Source organism: Streptomyces sp. NBC_00122 (genome assembly GCF_045160845.1).
In the GTDB taxonomy this organism is placed as follows: Bacteria; Actinomycetota; Actinomycetes; order Streptomycetales; family Streptomycetaceae; genus Streptomyces.
On the sequence record NZ_CP108191.1, the window covers coordinates 1404487 to 1420488 of the forward strand.

A 16002-nucleotide genomic window follows, 5' to 3' on the forward strand; every position below is an offset into this window, starting at 1 on the left:
GCCAGGTGCGTCCGCCGTCGGCGTCAGCGGACCGCCGCCCGCCGGTACGCCCACGTGGCGACGGCCAGCGACAGGACCCCGACGGCCCCGCACACGCCGAGGTCGAAGGCGACCGCGGACCAGTCCGGATCCGGGGCGAAGGTCCGCGCGAACGCCTCCACCCCGTAGGTGGAGGGCAGCAGGTCCCGCGCCCACACGATCACCTCCGGCATCCGCTCGGGCGGCAGCACTCCCAGCAGCAGCGCCGCCGACATGCCGAGCTGCCCGGCCAGCGTGGCCAGCTCCTGTCGCGGCGCCAGCAGCCCCAGCGCCGCGCCGAGTCCGGCCAGCGCGGCCCCGGCGAGCGGCACCACCGCGGCCAGGATCCACAGCCCGCCCATCGGCAGCCCGAAGAGCACGGACCCGAAGACGGCGGTGACCAGGGTCCCCGGCAGCGTGAAGGAGGCGTACGCGGAGGCCGCGCCCAGCACCACCGACGCGGGCGGCACCGGCAGGGTGGCGTAGTGGTCGAGGCCGCCGCCCGCCCGCAGCTGCCCGAAGTACTGCGCGAGCAGGTTCAGCGCGACGAAGGCCACGACGAGGACGGAGGAGCCGGCCACGACGGCCCGGGCCTCGGAGCCCCCGTCCACCACGCCCCGCATCAGGATCATGATCCCGACGGACTGGAAGGTGGCCACGAACAGCAGCGGGATCCGCGCCACCCGGGCCCGGGACAGCTGCGCCCGGTACACGGCGGCCAGCGCGGGGAAGAACCGCGCCTTCGGAGCCAGCTCGGCGGGAGCACATGCGGAGCCCGTGGCGTCCACGGCACCCGCGGTGCCCACGGCAGCGGTAGTCACGACTTGACCAGACCCTTCATCCGCCCGCCCAGCGCCAGGTAGACGTCCTCCAGGCTCGGCGTCGCCAGCGTGAAATCGTCGAGGGCGGCGAAGGCCGGCCCCCCGGTGACGGCGGCCACCGCGGCGCGCGCCTCCTCGGGCGGCAGCCGCAGCACCCAGCGGCGCCCGGACTCGGTGGCCAGCGGGGCGAGCGCCGCGACCTCGGGCACCTCCAGCGGCGGGGCGGACCGCCACACCAGCTCCAGCCGGACCTCGCCCGAGACCTTGGCCTTCAGTCCGGCCGGGGTGTCGCAGGCGATGACCTTGCCCTGGTCGATGACGGCGACGCGGTCGAGGACCGTCTCGGCCTCGATGACGTTGTGGGTGACGAGCAGGACGGTGGCGCCGTGCCGCTCGCGCCGCCGGTCCACGGCGGACCACACCGCGCGGCGGGCCACCGGGTCCATGCCGGTGGTCGGCTCGTCGAGGACCAGTACCGGCCGCTCCCCCACCAGCGCGGCGGCGAAGCAGGCCAGGCGCCGCTGTCCGCCGGAAAGTTTCTTCAGGGGCCGCCCGGCGATGGCGGTCAGCCCGAGCTCCTCCAGTACGGCGTCGCGCGCCGCCCGCGCCGCCCGCGCGTCGAGCCCGCGCAGCCGGCCGGTGGTCTCGGCGGCCAGCGACACGGTGAGCTCGTCCAGCGCGGTGGACTCCTGCCCCAGGTAGGCGAGCAGCCGCGCCGCACGCCCGGGGTGGCGTACGAGGTCGTGGCCGAGCAGGGTCACGCTGCCCGCGTCGGGGCGCATCAGCCCGGTGAGCTGGCGGACCAGGGTGGACTTGCCGGCGCCGTTGGGGCCGAGCAGACCGAAGATCTCGCCGCGCCGGACGTCCAGGGACACGCCGTCGTTGGCACGGGTCTCGGGCAGGGCCGGAGCCCCGCGCCGGCCCCGTACGGCGGGATACGTCTTGACCAGGTCACGCACGGCGCAGACGACGTCGGAGGCCGCTGCCGCTGTCGCCGACGACTCCGGCGTCCCGCGGGGTCCTGCCTGTGCTGTGCCCGTACTCACGAGGGAGCAGCCTACGCGGCTCCCGCCCCTACTCGGCCGCCGGGGTCGACGGCGCGGCCGCGCCCAGGGGCGGTGATCCCGGCGCCGCGGCCGGTACGGCGGCCACGTGTTCGGCGGCCGCCCGGACGTCGATCTCCCGCCAGAACCCGGCGCGGATGGCGTACCGGTCGTGCTCGTCGATCTGGTCGTCCTTGTGCGCGAGCAGCCCGAACCGGGCGGCGTAGCGCAGCAGCTCCCCGTCGATCCGGTGCGGGATGCGCGGGTACATCGTGGCCAGCTTTTGCAGGTGGACGGTCTCCGGGAGCCGCTCCATCCAGCGCCGGGCGAACACCTGTCCCACCTCGAACGGGTCGCCGCCGACGGTGGTGATGTCCTCCTCCCGGTCGGCCCAGCGCTGCTCGGCGCTGGTGAGCTGGGCGAGGGTGGGCAGCGAGGCGGTCTCGGCGGGTTCGCCGAGCGGTCCGGCGCGGTCGATCCAGCCCTTGTCGGAGGACCAGCGCAGGGCGCTGCCGGCGGGGGGCTGGCTCCCGTTGGAGCCGGGCGCGGCCTGCTGCCCGGGTGCGCGCAGCGAGCCGGCGAGGTCCTTGGGCGTGGGCACGGCCCGGCCCCCGGGGGTGGCGGGCGCGGGTACGGGGACCCCGTCGGCCTCGTCCTCCCGGGCGTCGGCGGAGCCGTTGCGGGCGGCTTCGGCGAGCGCCGCCTCGGGCAGCGGGGCGGAGAGGATGGCGGCGATGTCGGGGCGCGGGGCCGGCGGCGGGGAGCACAGCCCGGTGAGGTCCTTGGCGCGGACGGCCCGGGTGATCCAGGCCCGGTCGAGGACGCGGCGTTCGTCGGCCTCCGCGACGAGGTCCTCGGACTGGTTGTAGTCCCCGTCGGCGGCCTGTACGGCCCACAGGTGGACGGCGACCCCGTGCTCCTTGGCGGACATCAGGCCGGGCAGCAGGTCTCCGTCGCCGGTCACCAGGACCACGTCGGAGCAGGCGCGGTTGCGGGCCAGCTCGGTGAGTTCCGCGTGCATGGCGGCGTCGACGCCCTTCTGCGCCCAGCGGCCGTCGCTGCGGGTCAGGGCGCCGAGCCGGACGGTGACGCGGGGCATGACGCGCAGCCGCCGGTGCTCGGGCTGGGGCACCCGGTCGGGTGCGCCGTCGAACCAGTAGATGCGCAGCAGGGGCTGCTCGGTATCCGCTTCGGCGCGCTCACGCAGGCCCTGGATGAGGGCGGCGTGGTCGACGGTGATGCGGGATCGGGAGGGCTCTCCTGCGAGAAGGCTCGCGGCGGCGCCCAGCAGATAGCCGGCGTCCACCAGGACGACGCAGCGGTCCACGCGTACCACCCTCTTCCCTGGGGGTCCTCGATAGGTTTTCCCCGAGTCTGCCCGACCGCAAGGGTGTTGACGGCCGGAACTCGATCATCGGCGTGGCGGATCTCACAGGCGGGAAGGGGACGGACTCCGACTACGCGCGGTAATGATCCAAAATGCGCGGTTTCTGGCGTTGTGTGAGTGTGAAGGCGGTCCTGGCCCCTAGACCCTCACGGAGGCTCCACCATGGCCAAGAACAAGCAGCAGAAGCAGCCGAAGCAGCAGCAGACCCGTTCGTCCGCGTCGGACCCGTCGCGGAGCTCCTCGGGATCCTCGCCCGAGTCGACCTCGCAGGCGCCGAGTCCGATGGACATGGCCCACAAGAGCAAGACGAAGAAGTTCGGCCACAACTGACGCCTTCGCGTCCCGTGACCGGAAAAGGGCCTGCCCGGCGGCGCCGGGCAGGCCCTTCCGTACGCGGTGCGACCCCGCCTACCTGCCTCGTCCGGCCCTATCCGGCCAGGCAGGACGGGCCGAGCAGCACCTTGAGGTCGCCGAAGAGGGCGGGGTCGGGCTGCACCCGGTGGCGGTCGAGGCGCAGCACGGTGGTGGTCCGCGGCCCCTGGAGCTTGATCCGTACCTCGGTGTTGCCCTTGTGGTGGCGCAGGATCTCCCCCAGTCGGGTCACCATCGGCGGCGTGACCTTGACGGTGGGGATGGTGAGGACCACGGGGGCGTTGGTGCCGGCCGAGGAGAGGTCGGGGACCATCATCTCCATGGCGACCAGACGGGGGACGTCCTCGCGCTTGTCGAGGCGGCCCTTGACGAAGACGACGGTGTCCTCGACCAGCTGGGTGGAGACGAGCTGGTAGGTCGCGGGGAAGAACATGCACTCGATGGAGCCGGCGAGGTCCTCGACGGTGGCGATGGCCCAGGCGTTGCCCTGCTTGGTCATCTTGCGCTGGAGGCCCGAGATGATGCCGCCGATGGTGACGACGGCGCCGTCCGAGTGCTCACCGCCGGTCAGCTGGGAGATCCCGGCGTCCGTCTTGTCGGAGAGGACGTGCTCCAGGCCGAAGAGCGGGTGGTCGGAGACGTAGAGACCCAGCATCTCGCGCTCCTGGGCGAGCAGGTAGGACTTCTCCCACTCGACGTCGGAGAATTCGACGTCGAGACCGAAGCCCGGCTCGTCGCTCGCGCCCTCGTCGCCCATTCCGCCGAACAGGTCGAACTGGCCCTCGGCCTCCTTGCGCTTCACGGCGACCACGTTGTCGATCATCGACTCGTGGTGTGCGACCAGGCCCTTGCGGGTGTGGCCCATCTCGTCGAAGGCCCCGGCCTTGATCAGCGACTCGACGGTCCGCTTGTTGCAGACGACGGCCTCGACCTTGTCCAGGAAGTCGGGGAAGGTCGAGTACTTCCCCTTGCCCTTCCGGGTCTTGATGATCGACTCCACGACGTTCTGGCCCACGTTGCGCACCGCGGTGAGGCCGAAGAGGATCACGTCGTCGCCCTGGGCGGCGAAGTTCGGCTCCGACTCGTTCACGTTCGGAGGGAGCACCTTGATGCCCATCCGGCGGCACTCGTTCAGGTAGATCGCGGACTTGTCCTTGTCGTCCTTGACCGAGGTGAGCAGGCCGGCCATGTACTCGGCCGGGAAGTTCGCCTTGAGATAGGCGGTCCAGTAGGAGACCAGGCCGTACGCGGCCGAGTGGGCCTTGTTGAAGGCGTAGCCGGCGAAGGGGACCAGCACGTCCCACAGGGCCTGGATCGCCTTGTCGGAGTAGCCGTTCTTCTTCGCGCCCTCCTGGAAGATGACGAAGTTCTTCGCCAGCTCCTCGGGCTTCTTCTTGCCCATCACGCGGCGCAGGATGTCGGCCTCGCCCAGCGAGTACCCGGCGATGATCTGGGCGGCCTTCTGCACCTGCTCCTGGTAGACGATCAGACCGTAGGTGACCGCGAGCACCTCTTCGAGGGGCTCCTCCAGCTCCGGGTGGATCGGGGTGATCTCCTGCTGCTTGTTCTTGCGCAGGGCGTAGTTCGTGTGCGAGTTCATGCCCATCGGGCCCGGCCGGTACAGGGCCGAGACGGCGGAGATGTCCTCGAAGTTGTCGGGCTTCATCAGGCGCAGCAGCGAGCGCATGGGGCCGCCGTCGAACTGGAAGACGCCGAGGGTGTCACCGCGGCCGAGCAGTTCGAAGGTCTTGGGGTCGTCGAGCGGCAGGGCCAGGAGATCGATGTCGATCCCCTTGTTGGCCTTCACCATCTTGACGGCGTCGTCCATGATCGTGAGGTTGCGCAGGCCCAGGAAGTCCATCTTCAGCAGGCCGAGCGACTCGCAGCTCGGGTAGTCCCACTGGGTGATGGTGACGCCGTCGGTGTGCCGCACCCAGACGGGTACGTGGTCGGTGATCGTCTCGCTGGACATGATCACGCCGGCGGCGTGCACGCCCATCTGGCGGACCAGGCCCTCCACACCGCGGGCGGTGTCGATGACCTTCTTCACGTCCGGCTCGTTCTCGTACATCCCGCGGATCTCGCCGGCCTCGCCGTAGCGGGGGTGCTGCGGGTCGAGGATGCCGGAGAGCGGGATGCCCTTGCCGAGGACGTCGGCGGGCATCGCCTTGGTGAGCCGGTCGCCCATGGCGTACGGGTAGCCCAGGACGCGCGCCGAGTCCTTGATCGCGTTCTTGGCCTTGATCGTGCCGTAGGTGCCGATCATGGCGACCTTGTCGGCGCCGTACTTCTCGGTCACGTACCGGATCACCTCGACGCGCCGACGCTCGTCGAAGTCGATGTCGACATCGGGCATGGAGACGCGCTCGGGGTTCAGGAAGCGCTCGAAGATCAGGCCGTGGGTGAGCGGGTCGAGGTCGGTGATGCCCATGGCGTACGCGACGATCGAGCCGGCCGCGGAGCCTCGGCCCGGGCCGACCGCGATGCCCTGGTTCTTGGCCCACATGATGAAGTCGGCGACCACGAGGAAGTAGCCGGGGAAGCCCATCGAGATGATCGTGTCCATCTCGTACTCGGCCTGCTTCATCCGGTCGTCCGGAATGCCTCCCGGGTAGCGGCGGTGCATGCCGCGCATGGTCTCCTCGCGGAACCAGGTGACCTCGGTGTAGCCGTCCGGGATGTCGAACTTCGGCATCAGGTTCCGGAACTTGAACATGCCCTCGGTGTCGATCTGGTCCGCGACCAGCCGCGTGTTGGCGCAGCCCTCCTGCCAGGCGTCCGAGGAGTCGATGGCGTACATCTCGTCCGTGGACTTCAGGTAGTAGCCGGTTCCGTCGAAGCGGAAGCGGTCCGGGTCCGAGAGGTTCTTGCCGGTCTGGATGCAGAGCAGGGCGTCGTGGGCGCCGGCCTCGCTCGCGTACGTGTAGTGCGAGTCGTTCGTCACGAGCGGCGGGATGCCGAGCTTCTTGCCGATCTCCAGCAGCCCGTCGCGGACCCGGCGCTCGATCTCGATGCCGTGGTCCATCAGCTCCAGGAAGTAGCGCCCCTCGCCGAAGATGTCCTTGTAGTCGGAGGCGGCCTGCACGGCCTCGTCGAACTGGCCGAGCCGCAGCCTGGTCTGCACCTCGCCGGACGGGCAGCCGGTGGAGGCGATCAGGCCCTCGGACCACTTGGAGATGGTCTCCTTGTCCATCCGCGGCCACTTCGTGAGCCAGCCCTCGGCGTAGGCGTCGGAGGACAGCCGGAAGATGTTGTGCAGACCGGTGGCGTTCGACGCCCAGATCGTCTTGTGGGTGTAACCGCCGGAACCGGAGACGTCGTCCCGCTTCTGGTGCGGCTGGCCCCACTGGATGCGCCGCTTGTTGCGCCGGGACTCGGGGGCGACGTACGCCTCGATGCCGATGATCGGCGTGATCCCGGCCTTCTGGGCGGTGTGGAAGAAGTCGTAGGCCCCGTGGAGGTTGCCGTGGTCGGACATGGCGATGTGCGTCATGCCCATCTCGTTGCACGCGTTGAACATGTCCTTCAGCCGCGCGGCACCGTCCAGCAGCGAGTACTGGGTGTGGACGTGCAGGTGCGTGAACGGCGGCTTGGTCACGGTGGGAGTCCTCCGGGGGGAGAGAGGGGCGGCAGCTCTGAATCCTACGTCTCCCGGGTGACACATCCGGGGCACCGACCGGTACCTTCATCCGTTGCAGAGCCAGAGGGGAAGGACACCCGTCCGAGCCCCTCCGGATCAGATACGTGATCGGCAAGCGATCCACCCCGCACCACCAGGAGGCACCGGCCATGGCGGTTCCCGAGACGACCGACGAGCAGCGCGCCGAGCAGATACTCGACGTCTTCGACACCGCGTTCGGTGAGCTCCTCGCCGCCGACCCCGCTGCCTTCCAGGTCAAATTCCGGAAGATGGCGGCCTCCGCATTCGCCTTCTACCGGGGCACGGCCTGCCTCTTCTACGCGGACCTGGAGCGCGACCGCCACGGCGGCCCGTACCTGGACGAGCGCACCGGCCGGGTGTGGATCCACGGCGATCTCCACGCGGAGAACTTCGGCACGTACATGGACTCGAACGGCCGCCTCGTCTTCAACGTCAACGACTTCGACGAGGCCTACGTCGGCCCCTTCACCTGGGACCTCAAGCGGTTCGCCGCCTCCGTCGCCCTGATCGGCTACACCAAGGCGTTCAGCGACGACCAGATCAGCGAGCTGGTGCGGGTCTACGCGGGCGCCTACCGGGAGCGGATCCACCACCTGGCCGCCGGGTCCAAGGACTACGACACGGCGGACCTGTCCTCCTTCACCCTCGACACGGCCGAGGGCCCGCTGCTGGACGCGCTGCGCTCGGCCCGCGCCCGCACCCGCTTCTCGCTCCTGGACTCGATGACGGAGATCCGCGACTTCGAGCGCCGCTTCACCCCGGGCCCGGGCACCATCGAACTGGACGCGGCCACCCGCTACAAGGTGCTCGCCGCCTTCGACGGGTACCTGGAGACCCTGCCCGACGAGTCCCTCGTACGGCCCGACTCCTACCGGGTCAAGGACGTCGTGGGCCGCCGTGGCGTCGGCATCGGCTCGGCCGGCCTGCCCTCGTACAACATCCTGCTGGAGGGGCACAGCGACGCCCTGGAGAACGACGTCGTGATCTACCTCAAGCAGGCGCAGACCCCGGCGGTCTCCCGGCACATCACCGACCGGGCGGTGCGGGAGTACTTCCAGCACGAGGGGCACCGCACGGTGATCTCCCAGCGGGCGCTCCAGGCGCATGCCGACCCGTGGCTGGGCTGGACCGAGCTGGACGGCTCGGGTCAGCTGGTGGCGGAGGTCTCCCCGTACGCGGTGGACCTGGACTGGTCGGACCTGGACGACCCGGAGGAGATCGCCGCCGTCGTCGCGGACCTCGGCCGGGCCACGGCGACCATGCACTCGGCGGCGGACGAGGCCGAGAGCGGCCACTCGCTGGTCCCCTTCTCCACCGAGCGGGCCATCGACGCGGCCATTGCGGCCGACGAGGAGGGCTTCGCCCGGCTGCTCGTGGACTTCGCCCACGCGTACGGGGCCCGGGCGCGCGCCGACCACCAGATCTTCGTGGACCTCTTCCGCAACGGCCGGCTCACGCCGTAAGGGCGGCGCAATTCAGGCCGGAACGGGACCTGAGGGCCGCTTTCACAGGGACGCGTGGCAGACTCGCGGCGATGGACATATCAGGGGTGAGGCTACGAGGGCTGCGGGCCGCGCTGTTCAGCGCGCTCGTCGTGCTGCTCTCGGCGGGCTCGCACGTCCTCATGTCCCGGGTGCCGCTGCCGCCCGTGCTGGTGGGCGGGGCCTTCGCCGCCGTGTTCACCGTCTCCTACGCGCTGGCGGGCCGCGAGCGCGGCTTCGGCCCGATCGCGGCGCTGCTCGTCCCGCTGGAGCTGGCCGCCGACACCGTCTTCACCGCCGGGCAGCACGTCTGCTACGGCCCCGCGGGCGGCCCGGTCTCGGGCCCGCTGCGCGCCCTGGGCCTGGACGAGCTGTGCGGCGGGACGCCGGTGGGCGGGCCGCTGGCCGAGGTGGCCGGGCCCGCCGCCGATGCGGCCGCGCTGCTGTCCGCGCCCGGGCCGTGGGCGCCCTGGCTGCTGCTCGCCGCCCACGTCTCGGTCGGGCTGCTCGCCGCCGGCTGGCTCCACCACGGCGAACGGGCGCTGGCCCGGCTGCTGCGCGCGCTGGCCGCGTTCGCCTTCCGGCCGCTGCTGCTGGCGGAGGCCGGGGCGCCGGTCGCCGCCGGCCCCGCGCGGCGGTCGCCGCGGCCGGTCCGGCCGGGCCCGGTGGCCCGTACGCGCTTCCCCGCACACTCCGTGGGACGGCGGGGACCTCCCGTGCCGGGCGCGCTCGCGCGCGCCTGACGCACGTACGGCACCCCTGACACGTCACACCCCACGGAGATCATGATGAGTTCACGCAACAGCCAGGCCAACAAGGCGGCGGCCCGCGAGCGGCTGCGCGCCGAGCGCGAGGCGCAGGCGAAGAAGGACAAGGTGCGCCGCCAGGTGATCGTGGCGGGCGCGGTCCTCGCCGTGCTCGCCCTGGCCGGCGGCGTCGGCTACGCGGTCGTCCAGGCCAACCAGCCCGGCTACTGGGAGAAGGCCGCCAAGGCCGCGCTGGTCAAGCCCAAGAACACCGAGGGCGAGGACGGCACCACGGTCGTCATCGGCAAGGCCGAGGCGAAGAAGACCCTGGAGCTGTACGAGGACTCCCGCTGCCCGGCCTGCGCCCAGTTCGAGCAGGCGGCGGGCGAGCAGGTCAAGAAGGACGTCGACGCGGGCAAGTACAAGCTCCAGTACTTCGGTGCCACCTTCATCGACAACATGTCCAAGGGCGAGGGGTCGAAGAACGCGCTGAGCGCGCTCGGCGCTGCGCTGAACGTCAGCCCGCAGGCCTTCCTCGACTACAAGGCCGCGCTCTACTCCAAGGACCTGCACCCCGAGGAGACCGTCGACAGCTTCGCCAAGGACGACTACCTGCTGAAGGTCGCGGACACCGTCCCGGCGCTCAAGGGCAACGCCGAGTTCAAGAAGGCCGTCGAGGGCGGCACCTACGACCGGTGGGCGCTGGAGATGTCCAAGGCCTTCAACAACTCCAGCGTGAAGGGCACGCCCACGCTGAAGATGGACGGCAAGAAGATCGACACTCCGCAGACGGCGGAGGCGTTCACGGCCGCGATCGACAAGGCCCTGCAGGGCTGAGCCCCGGCCCTTCCGGAGGCGCATTTCCGGACAGGCCTGGCCAATGGGCGGGCGGACTCCCAGAGTTCGCCCGCCCGTTGCATTCCCGAGCCTGTCCCGCCTCCATACCCGTCAGTAATATGATTATCCGTGACCAGTCATCTCTCCTCTTCCGCTGCCGCGGCAACTCCCCGCCGCCGTACGGTCGTCCTCGCCGCCGCGGCCACGGCCACGCTGGCCCCCCTCACCTCATTGGGCGCCTCGGCCGCCCATGCCGCCGGCAGTGCGCCGGCCTTCCTGCACGGCGTCGCCTCGGGTGACCCGCTGCCCGACGGGATCCTGCTGTGGACCCGGGTGACCCCCACCGCCGAGGCCGTGCCCGGCTCCGGCCTCGGCCCGGCCGTCCAGGTGGGCTGGGAGGTGGCCTCGGACAAGGCCTTCTCCCGGATCGTCGCGAGCGGCACCACCACCGCGAGCGCCGCCGCCGACCACACGGTCAAGGTGGACGTGCGCGGGCTGCAGCCGCAGACCCCCTACTGGTACCGGTTCACCGCCGGCGCCGCCGTCTCCCCCGTCGGGCGCACCCTGACCACCGCGGGCCACGACGTGACCACGGCAGGGGTCCGCTTCGGCGTGGTCTCCTGCGCCAACTGGGAGTCGGGCTACTTCTCCGCGTACCGGCACCTGGCCGCCCGCACCGACCTCGACGCGATCCTGCACCTCGGCGACTACATCTACGAGTACCAGACCGGGGGCTACCCGGAGGCGAAGTACGTCGTACGCCAGCACGAGCCGAAGAACGAGATCATCTCGCTCGCCGACTACCGCATCCGGCACGGCACGTACAAGACGGACGCCGACCTCCAGGCGCTCCACCACGCGCACCCGATCATCGCCATCTGGGACGACCACGAGTTCGCCAACGACGCCTGGGCGGGCGGCGCCGAGAACCACACGGCGGGCACCGAGGGCGAGTGGGCGGCCCGCGCGGCGGCCGCCAAGCAGGCGTACTTCGAGTGGATGCCCGTGCGCACCTCCATCGCGGGCACCGTCTACCGGCGGCTGCGCTTCGGCACCCTGGCCGACCTGCACCTCCTCGACCTGCGCTCCTTCCGCTCGCAGCAGGTCAAGGTCGGCAGCGGATCGGTGGACGACCCGGAGCGCACCATCACCGGGCGCGCCCAGCTGGACTGGCTCAAGTCGGGCCTGGCGGGCTCGAACGCGACCTGGAAGCTGGTCGGCACCTCGGTGATGATCTCGCCGGTGGCCTTCGGCTCGCTGCCCGCGCACCTCCTGGGGCCGCTCACCAAGCTGCTCGGCCTGCCCGAGGGCGGCATAGCGGTCAACGTGGACCAGTGGGACGGGTACACGGACGACCGCAAGGAGCTGCTGGGCCACCTCAAGGACCGGAACATCAAGAACACCGTGTTCCTGACCGGCGACATCCACATGGCCTGGGCGAACGAGGTCCCGGTGAACATGGCCACCTACCCCGGTTCGGGGACGGCGGCGACCGAGTTCGTGGTCACCTCGGTGACCTCCGACAACATCGACGACCTGCTGCACGTGCCGGAGAACACCGCATCGCTGGTCGCCGAATCCGCCATCAAGGCCGCGAACTGGCACGTGAAGTGGCTGGACATGGACGCGCACGGTTACGGCGTGCTCGACGTCACGGCCGAGCGCTCGCAGATGGACTACTACGTGGTCTCCGACAAGCGCCGGCAGGACGCCACCTCCGCGTGGTCCCGCTCGTACCGCACGCTGAACGGCACCCAGAAGGTGGAACGGGCCGACCGACCGGTTCGCTGACAGACCGTCAATTTTGCTGTTCCGAGGGGCTCCTGGCGCGGACCAGGGGCCCCTTGTGCATCAGAAGCAACAAATCTTTTACGTAAGGGTCTTGACCGGATAATGACATGAACACATAAGCTTCGCGCCATCCGAGGAGATCCCTCGGGCCTGAAACCCCCCACCGCGAGGAGCACTCGTGCGCGCTGTTGCCCGCATATCCCCCCTTCTCCGCCGCCGCCTGATGGGCACGGCGGTCCTGGCCGGAACCCTGGCGTTCTCCCCGCTCGCCGCCCCCACGACGATCGCCGCCGCCAAGACCCCCGCCGAGGCGTGCGCCGATTCGGGCGCGACCGCTGCCCCCGCCAACGCCCGTGTCGCGCGCCCCGCCGACCAGCAGGCGGCCGAGCCCAACGAGGTCACCGACACCCAGGCGAAGGCCATGGACGCCGACCTCAAGGCGAAGCTGGACAAGGCCCTCAAGAACCAGCCGCAGCGCAGCCTGCGTGCCGCCGAGGCCGTCACGACGATCCCCGTGTACTTCCACGTCGTGCACTCCGGCACCACCGGAAAGCTGTCGGCCACCCAGATCAGCAACCAGCTGGCGGTCCTCAACGCGGCCTACGGCGGCCAGGGCACCGGCAACGTGAACACCAACTACCAGTTCACGCTCGCCGCGACCGACTACACGGACAACGCCTCCTGGTACAACCTGGCCGACGGCTCCCAGGCCGAGAAGGACATGAAGAACACCCTGCGCAAGGGCGGCCCCGGCGCACTCAACTTCTACACCGCCAACCTGTCGGGCGGCCTGCTCGGCTGGGCGACCTTCCCGACCTCGTACGCCTCCAGCCCCAAGATGGACGGCGTGGTCGTGCTCGACACCTCGCTGCCGGGCGGCTCTTCGGCCAACTACAACGAGGGTGACACCGCGACCCACGAGGTCGGCCACTGGATGGGGCTGTACCACACCTTCCAGGGCGGCTGCAACGGCAACGGCGACTACGTCTCGGACACCCCGGCCGAGAAGACCGCGGCGTACGAGTGCCCGACCGGCCGCGACTCCTGCGCCAGCAAGCCCGGCGCGGACCCGATCCACAACTTCATGGACTACACGTACGACTCCTGCATGTACCAGTTCACGGCCGGCCAGGTCGCCCGCATGACGAGCAGCTGGACCGCCTACCGGGCCGGCTGACCCTCACTCAGGTCCTGACTGCTCTAACCTGGCGCCATGAGCGCGCCGGGGGACGTGATCGACGGACGGTTCGAGCTGGTTGAAAAGCTCGGCAGCGGAGGTATGGGCACGGTCTGGCGAGCGCTGGACCGTGCCCTGCACCGTGATGTGGCCGTCAAGGAGGTCCGGCCGCCCGTCGGCCACGAAGAGGGCGAGCCCGCGCGGCTCCTGCGCGCACGCGTACTGCGCGAGGCCCGCGCCCAGGCCCGGATCAGCCACCCCAACGTGGTCACCATCCACCACATCGTGGACGAGGACCCCCACCCGTGGCTGGTGATGGAGCTGCTGCCCGGCCACTCCCTCCAGCACCGGCTGGACCGGGGCCCGCTGGAACCGGCCGAGACCGCCCGTATCGGCCGCGAGGTCCTCGCCGGACTCCGCGCGGTCCACGCCGCCGGGATCCGCCACCGCGACGTGAAACCCGCCAACGTCCTGCTACGGGCGGACGGTTCCGCGGTCCTGACCGACTTCGGCATCGCCGCCATCCAGGACGCGCCCCCGCTGACACCGGCCGGAGACGTCATCGGGACCCCCGAATACCTGGCGCCCGAGCGCATCCGCGGTGCCGATCTGCCCGCCTCCGACCTGTGGTCGCTCGGCGTGACGCTGTACGTGTGCGTCGAGGGCGTCAGCCCGATGCGCCGCGCCACCGGCCTGGCCACGCTGGCCGCCGTCCTGGACGATCCCGTCCCGCCGCCGCGCCGGGCCGGCGCCCTGGGCCCCGTACTGGCCGACCTGCTGGTCCGCGATCCGGCCGCCCGGCCCGCCCCCGAGGAACTGGACGCGCGCCTCGCGGCGGTCGCCGGCGGCGCGTCGGCCCCGACTCCCGCACCGCGGGACCGGGTTCCCCCGCCGCGGAACCCGGCGGCCCCCGGCGGCCGCTTCGGCCCGCCGCCGGCGCTGCCCCCGAGACCGGCACCCCGCGGCTGAACGGGTGCGGTCCTACAGGGTGTCGAGGAAACCGATCGCGACCTTCCAAGCCTGCTCGGCGGCCTCGGCGTCGTAGTCCTCCAGCCCCGGGTCGGTGAACAGGTGCCCGGCGCCCGGGTAGCTGTGGACCTCCACATCGGCCCCGGCCCGCTGCATCCGCAGGTACCAGGCCGTCAGCCAGTCGTGCGGCTCGAAGGGGTCCGGGTCCGCGATGTGCAGCTGCACGGGCAGTTCGTCCACCGAGGCGTCGTCCGCGACGTCGGCCGTGCCGTGCAGGAGCAGCAGCCCGCGCGCCTTGTCGTCGGCCAGCGCCAGGTGCTGCGCGACGGAGCCGCCGAAGGAGAAGCCGGCGTAGACCAGGCCCTGGTCGGAGTAAGGGGCCGAGGCCAGCACCGCGCGCCTCAGCAGCTCGTCACGGCCGATCTCGTCCTGGTGGGCCATGCCCTCCTCGACGGTCTCGAAGGTGCGTCCCTCGAAGAGATCCGGTACCTGGACCTGGTGCCCGGCCGCGCGCAGCCGGTCGGCCGCCGCGTGCACCGCGGGCCGCAGCCCGTACGTCGAATGGAAAAGCATGATGTTCATGCCCCCATCGTGCCAGTTTGCGCGGACCGCTTCCGGCTACGTTCCTACCTATGGAAATGGAGACCGTCCTGCGCCCCGTCACGGTCGTCGGCGGCACGCTGGTCATCACCCTGGTCGCCGGGTGGATGCTGGACCTGCTGCTGCGCCGGGCCGACGCCCGGCACAGCGAGACCCCCCTGTGGGGTCTGCTGCGCCGCTGCCGGCTGCCGTTCCAGGTGGTGCTCTGCACCTCTCTGCTCAGAGCGGCCTACCGCAAAGCCGGGATCCTGCCCGATCACGCCTTCGCCGTCGGCCGGACCCTCACCCTGGTGCTGATCGCCTCCGTGTGCTGGCTGGCCGTGCGCGTCGCGACCGCCGCCGTCGACTCCACGTACGCGCGCTACGCCGCGGTGACCCAGGACGACGCCCGGGTCCGCCGGGTCCGTACCCAGGTCACTCTGATCCACCGGGCGGTCACCGCGATCGTCGTCTTGGTCGCGGCGGCGGCCATGCTCCTGACCTTCCCGCCGATGCGTGCGCTCGGCGCCTCGATGATGGCGTCCGCGGGCGTGCTCGGCATCGTCGCGGGCATCGGCGCCCAGTCCTCGCTGAGCAACCTCTTCGCCGGCCTCCAGATCGCCTTCGGCGACACCGTCCGCATCGGCGACACGGTGGTGGTCGACAAGGAGTGGGGCAAGGTCGAGGAGATCACCCTGACGGCCCTGACCGTCCGCACCTGGGACGAGCGGCGCATCACGATGCCTGTGTCGTACTTCACAAGCAAGCCGTACGAGAACTGGTCGCGCGGCGGCGCACAGATGACCGGGACGGTCTTCTGGCACCTGGACCACAGCGCCCCCCTCGACCTCATGCGGGAGCAGCTCCAGAACATCCTGGGGGACATCCCGGAGTGGGACGCCCGCGGCTCCAGCCTGGCTGTGACCGACACCACACCACACACGGTCCAGGTCCGCGCGGTGGTCACGGCGAAGGACGCGGACGACCTGTGGACGGTCCGCTGCGCGGTCCGCGAGCGCCTGATCGCCTGGCTGGTGGCCCACCACCCGTACGCCCTGCCGCGCATCGCGGCCTCCGAGGCCGCGACGCGCCCGGACGCCTGAGGCCCGGTCCGGGGCGG

Annotated in this window: 13 protein-coding genes; 8 read left to right on the forward strand and 5 right to left on the reverse strand. The window is 71.1% G+C overall.

Annotated features, from left to right (window positions below; genetic code table 11):
• Window positions 1-23: 23 nt before the first annotated feature.
• From OG737_RS06680 to OG737_RS06690, 3 genes are read right to left on the reverse strand one after another with little or no spacing between them, the layout of a single operon-like run.
• Entirely contained in the window at window positions 24-839 is an 816-nt protein-coding gene (locus OG737_RS06680) for an ABC transporter permease (protein ID WP_405680054.1), read from the reverse strand.
• On the reverse strand, window positions 836-1885 hold the full coding sequence (locus OG737_RS06685) for an ABC transporter ATP-binding protein (RefSeq protein WP_405680053.1): 1050 nt from the start codon (window positions 1883-1885) through the stop codon (window positions 836-838). Before OG737_RS06685 ends, OG737_RS06680 begins: the two co-directional genes overlap by 4 nt.
• A 28-nt stretch (window positions 1886-1913) precedes the next feature.
• Complete coding sequence (locus OG737_RS06690; protein ID WP_405680052.1) at window positions 1914-3209, reverse strand: NYN domain-containing protein; 1296 nt, start codon at window positions 3207-3209, stop codon at window positions 1914-1916.
• Between the two features lie 222 nt (window positions 3210-3431).
• Here OG737_RS06690 and OG737_RS06695 point away from each other — a divergent pair, with 222 nt between their 5' ends.
• Complete coding sequence (locus OG737_RS06695; RefSeq protein ID WP_328925212.1) at window positions 3432-3599, forward strand: hypothetical protein; 168 nt, start codon at window positions 3432-3434, stop codon at window positions 3597-3599.
• A gap of 97 nt (window positions 3600-3696) precedes the next feature.
• On the opposite strand, the gene dnaE is transcribed toward OG737_RS06695, so the two are convergent.
• A complete protein-coding gene (dnaE, locus tag OG737_RS06700) occupies window positions 3697-7239 on the reverse strand; it encodes a DNA polymerase III subunit alpha (protein WP_328925213.1) in 3543 nt (1180 codons plus the stop codon).
• 191 nt (window positions 7240-7430) lie between these two features.
• Between dnaE and OG737_RS06705 the strand changes: the two genes are divergently transcribed.
• From OG737_RS06705 to OG737_RS06730, 6 genes are all read left to right on the forward strand, one after another.
• Entirely contained in the window at window positions 7431-8765 is a 1335-nt protein-coding gene (locus OG737_RS06705; RefSeq protein WP_328930234.1) for a DUF2252 domain-containing protein, read from the forward strand.
• A gap of 71 nt (window positions 8766-8836) precedes the next feature.
• The gene (locus OG737_RS06710; RefSeq protein ID WP_405680051.1) at window positions 8837-9526 is read left to right on the forward strand and encodes a hypothetical protein; all 690 of its coding nucleotides are present in this window, start codon (window positions 8837-8839) and stop codon (window positions 9524-9526) included.
• A gap of 45 nt (window positions 9527-9571) precedes the next feature.
• The gene (locus tag OG737_RS06715; protein WP_328925215.1) at window positions 9572-10366 is read left to right on the forward strand and encodes a DsbA family protein; all 795 of its coding nucleotides are present in this window, start codon (window positions 9572-9574) and stop codon (window positions 10364-10366) included.
• 129 nt (window positions 10367-10495) lie between these two features.
• Window positions 10496-12157, forward strand: a complete 1662-nt coding sequence (locus tag OG737_RS06720; RefSeq protein ID WP_405921280.1) for an alkaline phosphatase D family protein — start codon at window positions 10496-10498, stop codon at window positions 12155-12157.
• A gap of 223 nt (window positions 12158-12380) precedes the next feature.
• Window positions 12381-13334 carry a M43 family zinc metalloprotease gene (locus OG737_RS06725; protein ID WP_328930235.1) on the forward strand — a complete coding sequence of 318 codons (954 nt, stop codon included), beginning with the start codon at window positions 12381-12383 and terminating at the stop codon, window positions 13332-13334.
• 36 nt (window positions 13335-13370) lie between these two features.
• Window positions 13371-14303, forward strand: coding sequence for a serine/threonine-protein kinase (locus tag OG737_RS06730; protein WP_405680049.1), 933 nt, complete (start codon window positions 13371-13373; stop codon window positions 14301-14303).
• A gap of 12 nt (window positions 14304-14315) precedes the next feature.
• On the opposite strand, the gene OG737_RS06735 is transcribed toward OG737_RS06730, so the two are convergent.
• Window positions 14316-14885 carry a dienelactone hydrolase family protein gene (locus OG737_RS06735; protein ID WP_328925217.1) on the reverse strand — a complete coding sequence of 190 codons (570 nt, stop codon included), beginning with the start codon at window positions 14883-14885 and terminating at the stop codon, window positions 14316-14318.
• 56 nt (window positions 14886-14941) lie between these two features.
• On the opposite strand from OG737_RS06735, the gene OG737_RS06740 reads away from it, so the two are divergent.
• Window positions 14942-15985: a mechanosensitive ion channel family protein gene (locus OG737_RS06740; protein ID WP_405681431.1), complete on the forward strand. Its 1044-nt coding sequence runs from the start codon at window positions 14942-14944 to the stop codon at window positions 15983-15985.
• Window positions 15986-16002 lie beyond the last annotated feature (17 nt).

What these genes read in the sequence shown, in the direction of transcription:
- OG737_RS06695 (WP_328925212.1), top strand. Translation starts at nt 3,432, where the DNA reads ATGGCCAAGAACAAGCAGCAGAAGCAGCCGAAGCAGCAGCAGACCCGT.
- OG737_RS06705 (WP_328930234.1), top strand. Translation starts at nt 7,431, where the DNA reads ATGGCGGTTCCCGAGACGACCGACGAGCAGCGCGCCGAGCAGATACTC.
- OG737_RS06710 (WP_405680051.1), top strand. Translation starts at nt 8,837, where the DNA reads ATGGACATATCAGGGGTGAGGCTACGAGGGCTGCGGGCCGCGCTGTTC.
- OG737_RS06715 (WP_328925215.1), top strand. Translation starts at nt 9,572, where the DNA reads ATGAGTTCACGCAACAGCCAGGCCAACAAGGCGGCGGCCCGCGAGCGG.
- OG737_RS06725 (WP_328930235.1), top strand. Translation starts at nt 12,381, where the DNA reads ATGGGCACGGCGGTCCTGGCCGGAACCCTGGCGTTCTCCCCGCTCGCC.
- OG737_RS06730 (WP_405680049.1), top strand. Translation starts at nt 13,371, where the DNA reads ATGAGCGCGCCGGGGGACGTGATCGACGGACGGTTCGAGCTGGTTGAA.
- OG737_RS06735 (WP_328925217.1), bottom strand. Translation starts at nt 14,885, where the DNA reads ATGAACATCATGCTTTTCCATTCGACGTACGGGCTGCGGCCCGCGGTG.
- OG737_RS06740 (WP_405681431.1), top strand. Translation starts at nt 14,942, where the DNA reads ATGGAGACCGTCCTGCGCCCCGTCACGGTCGTCGGCGGCACGCTGGTC.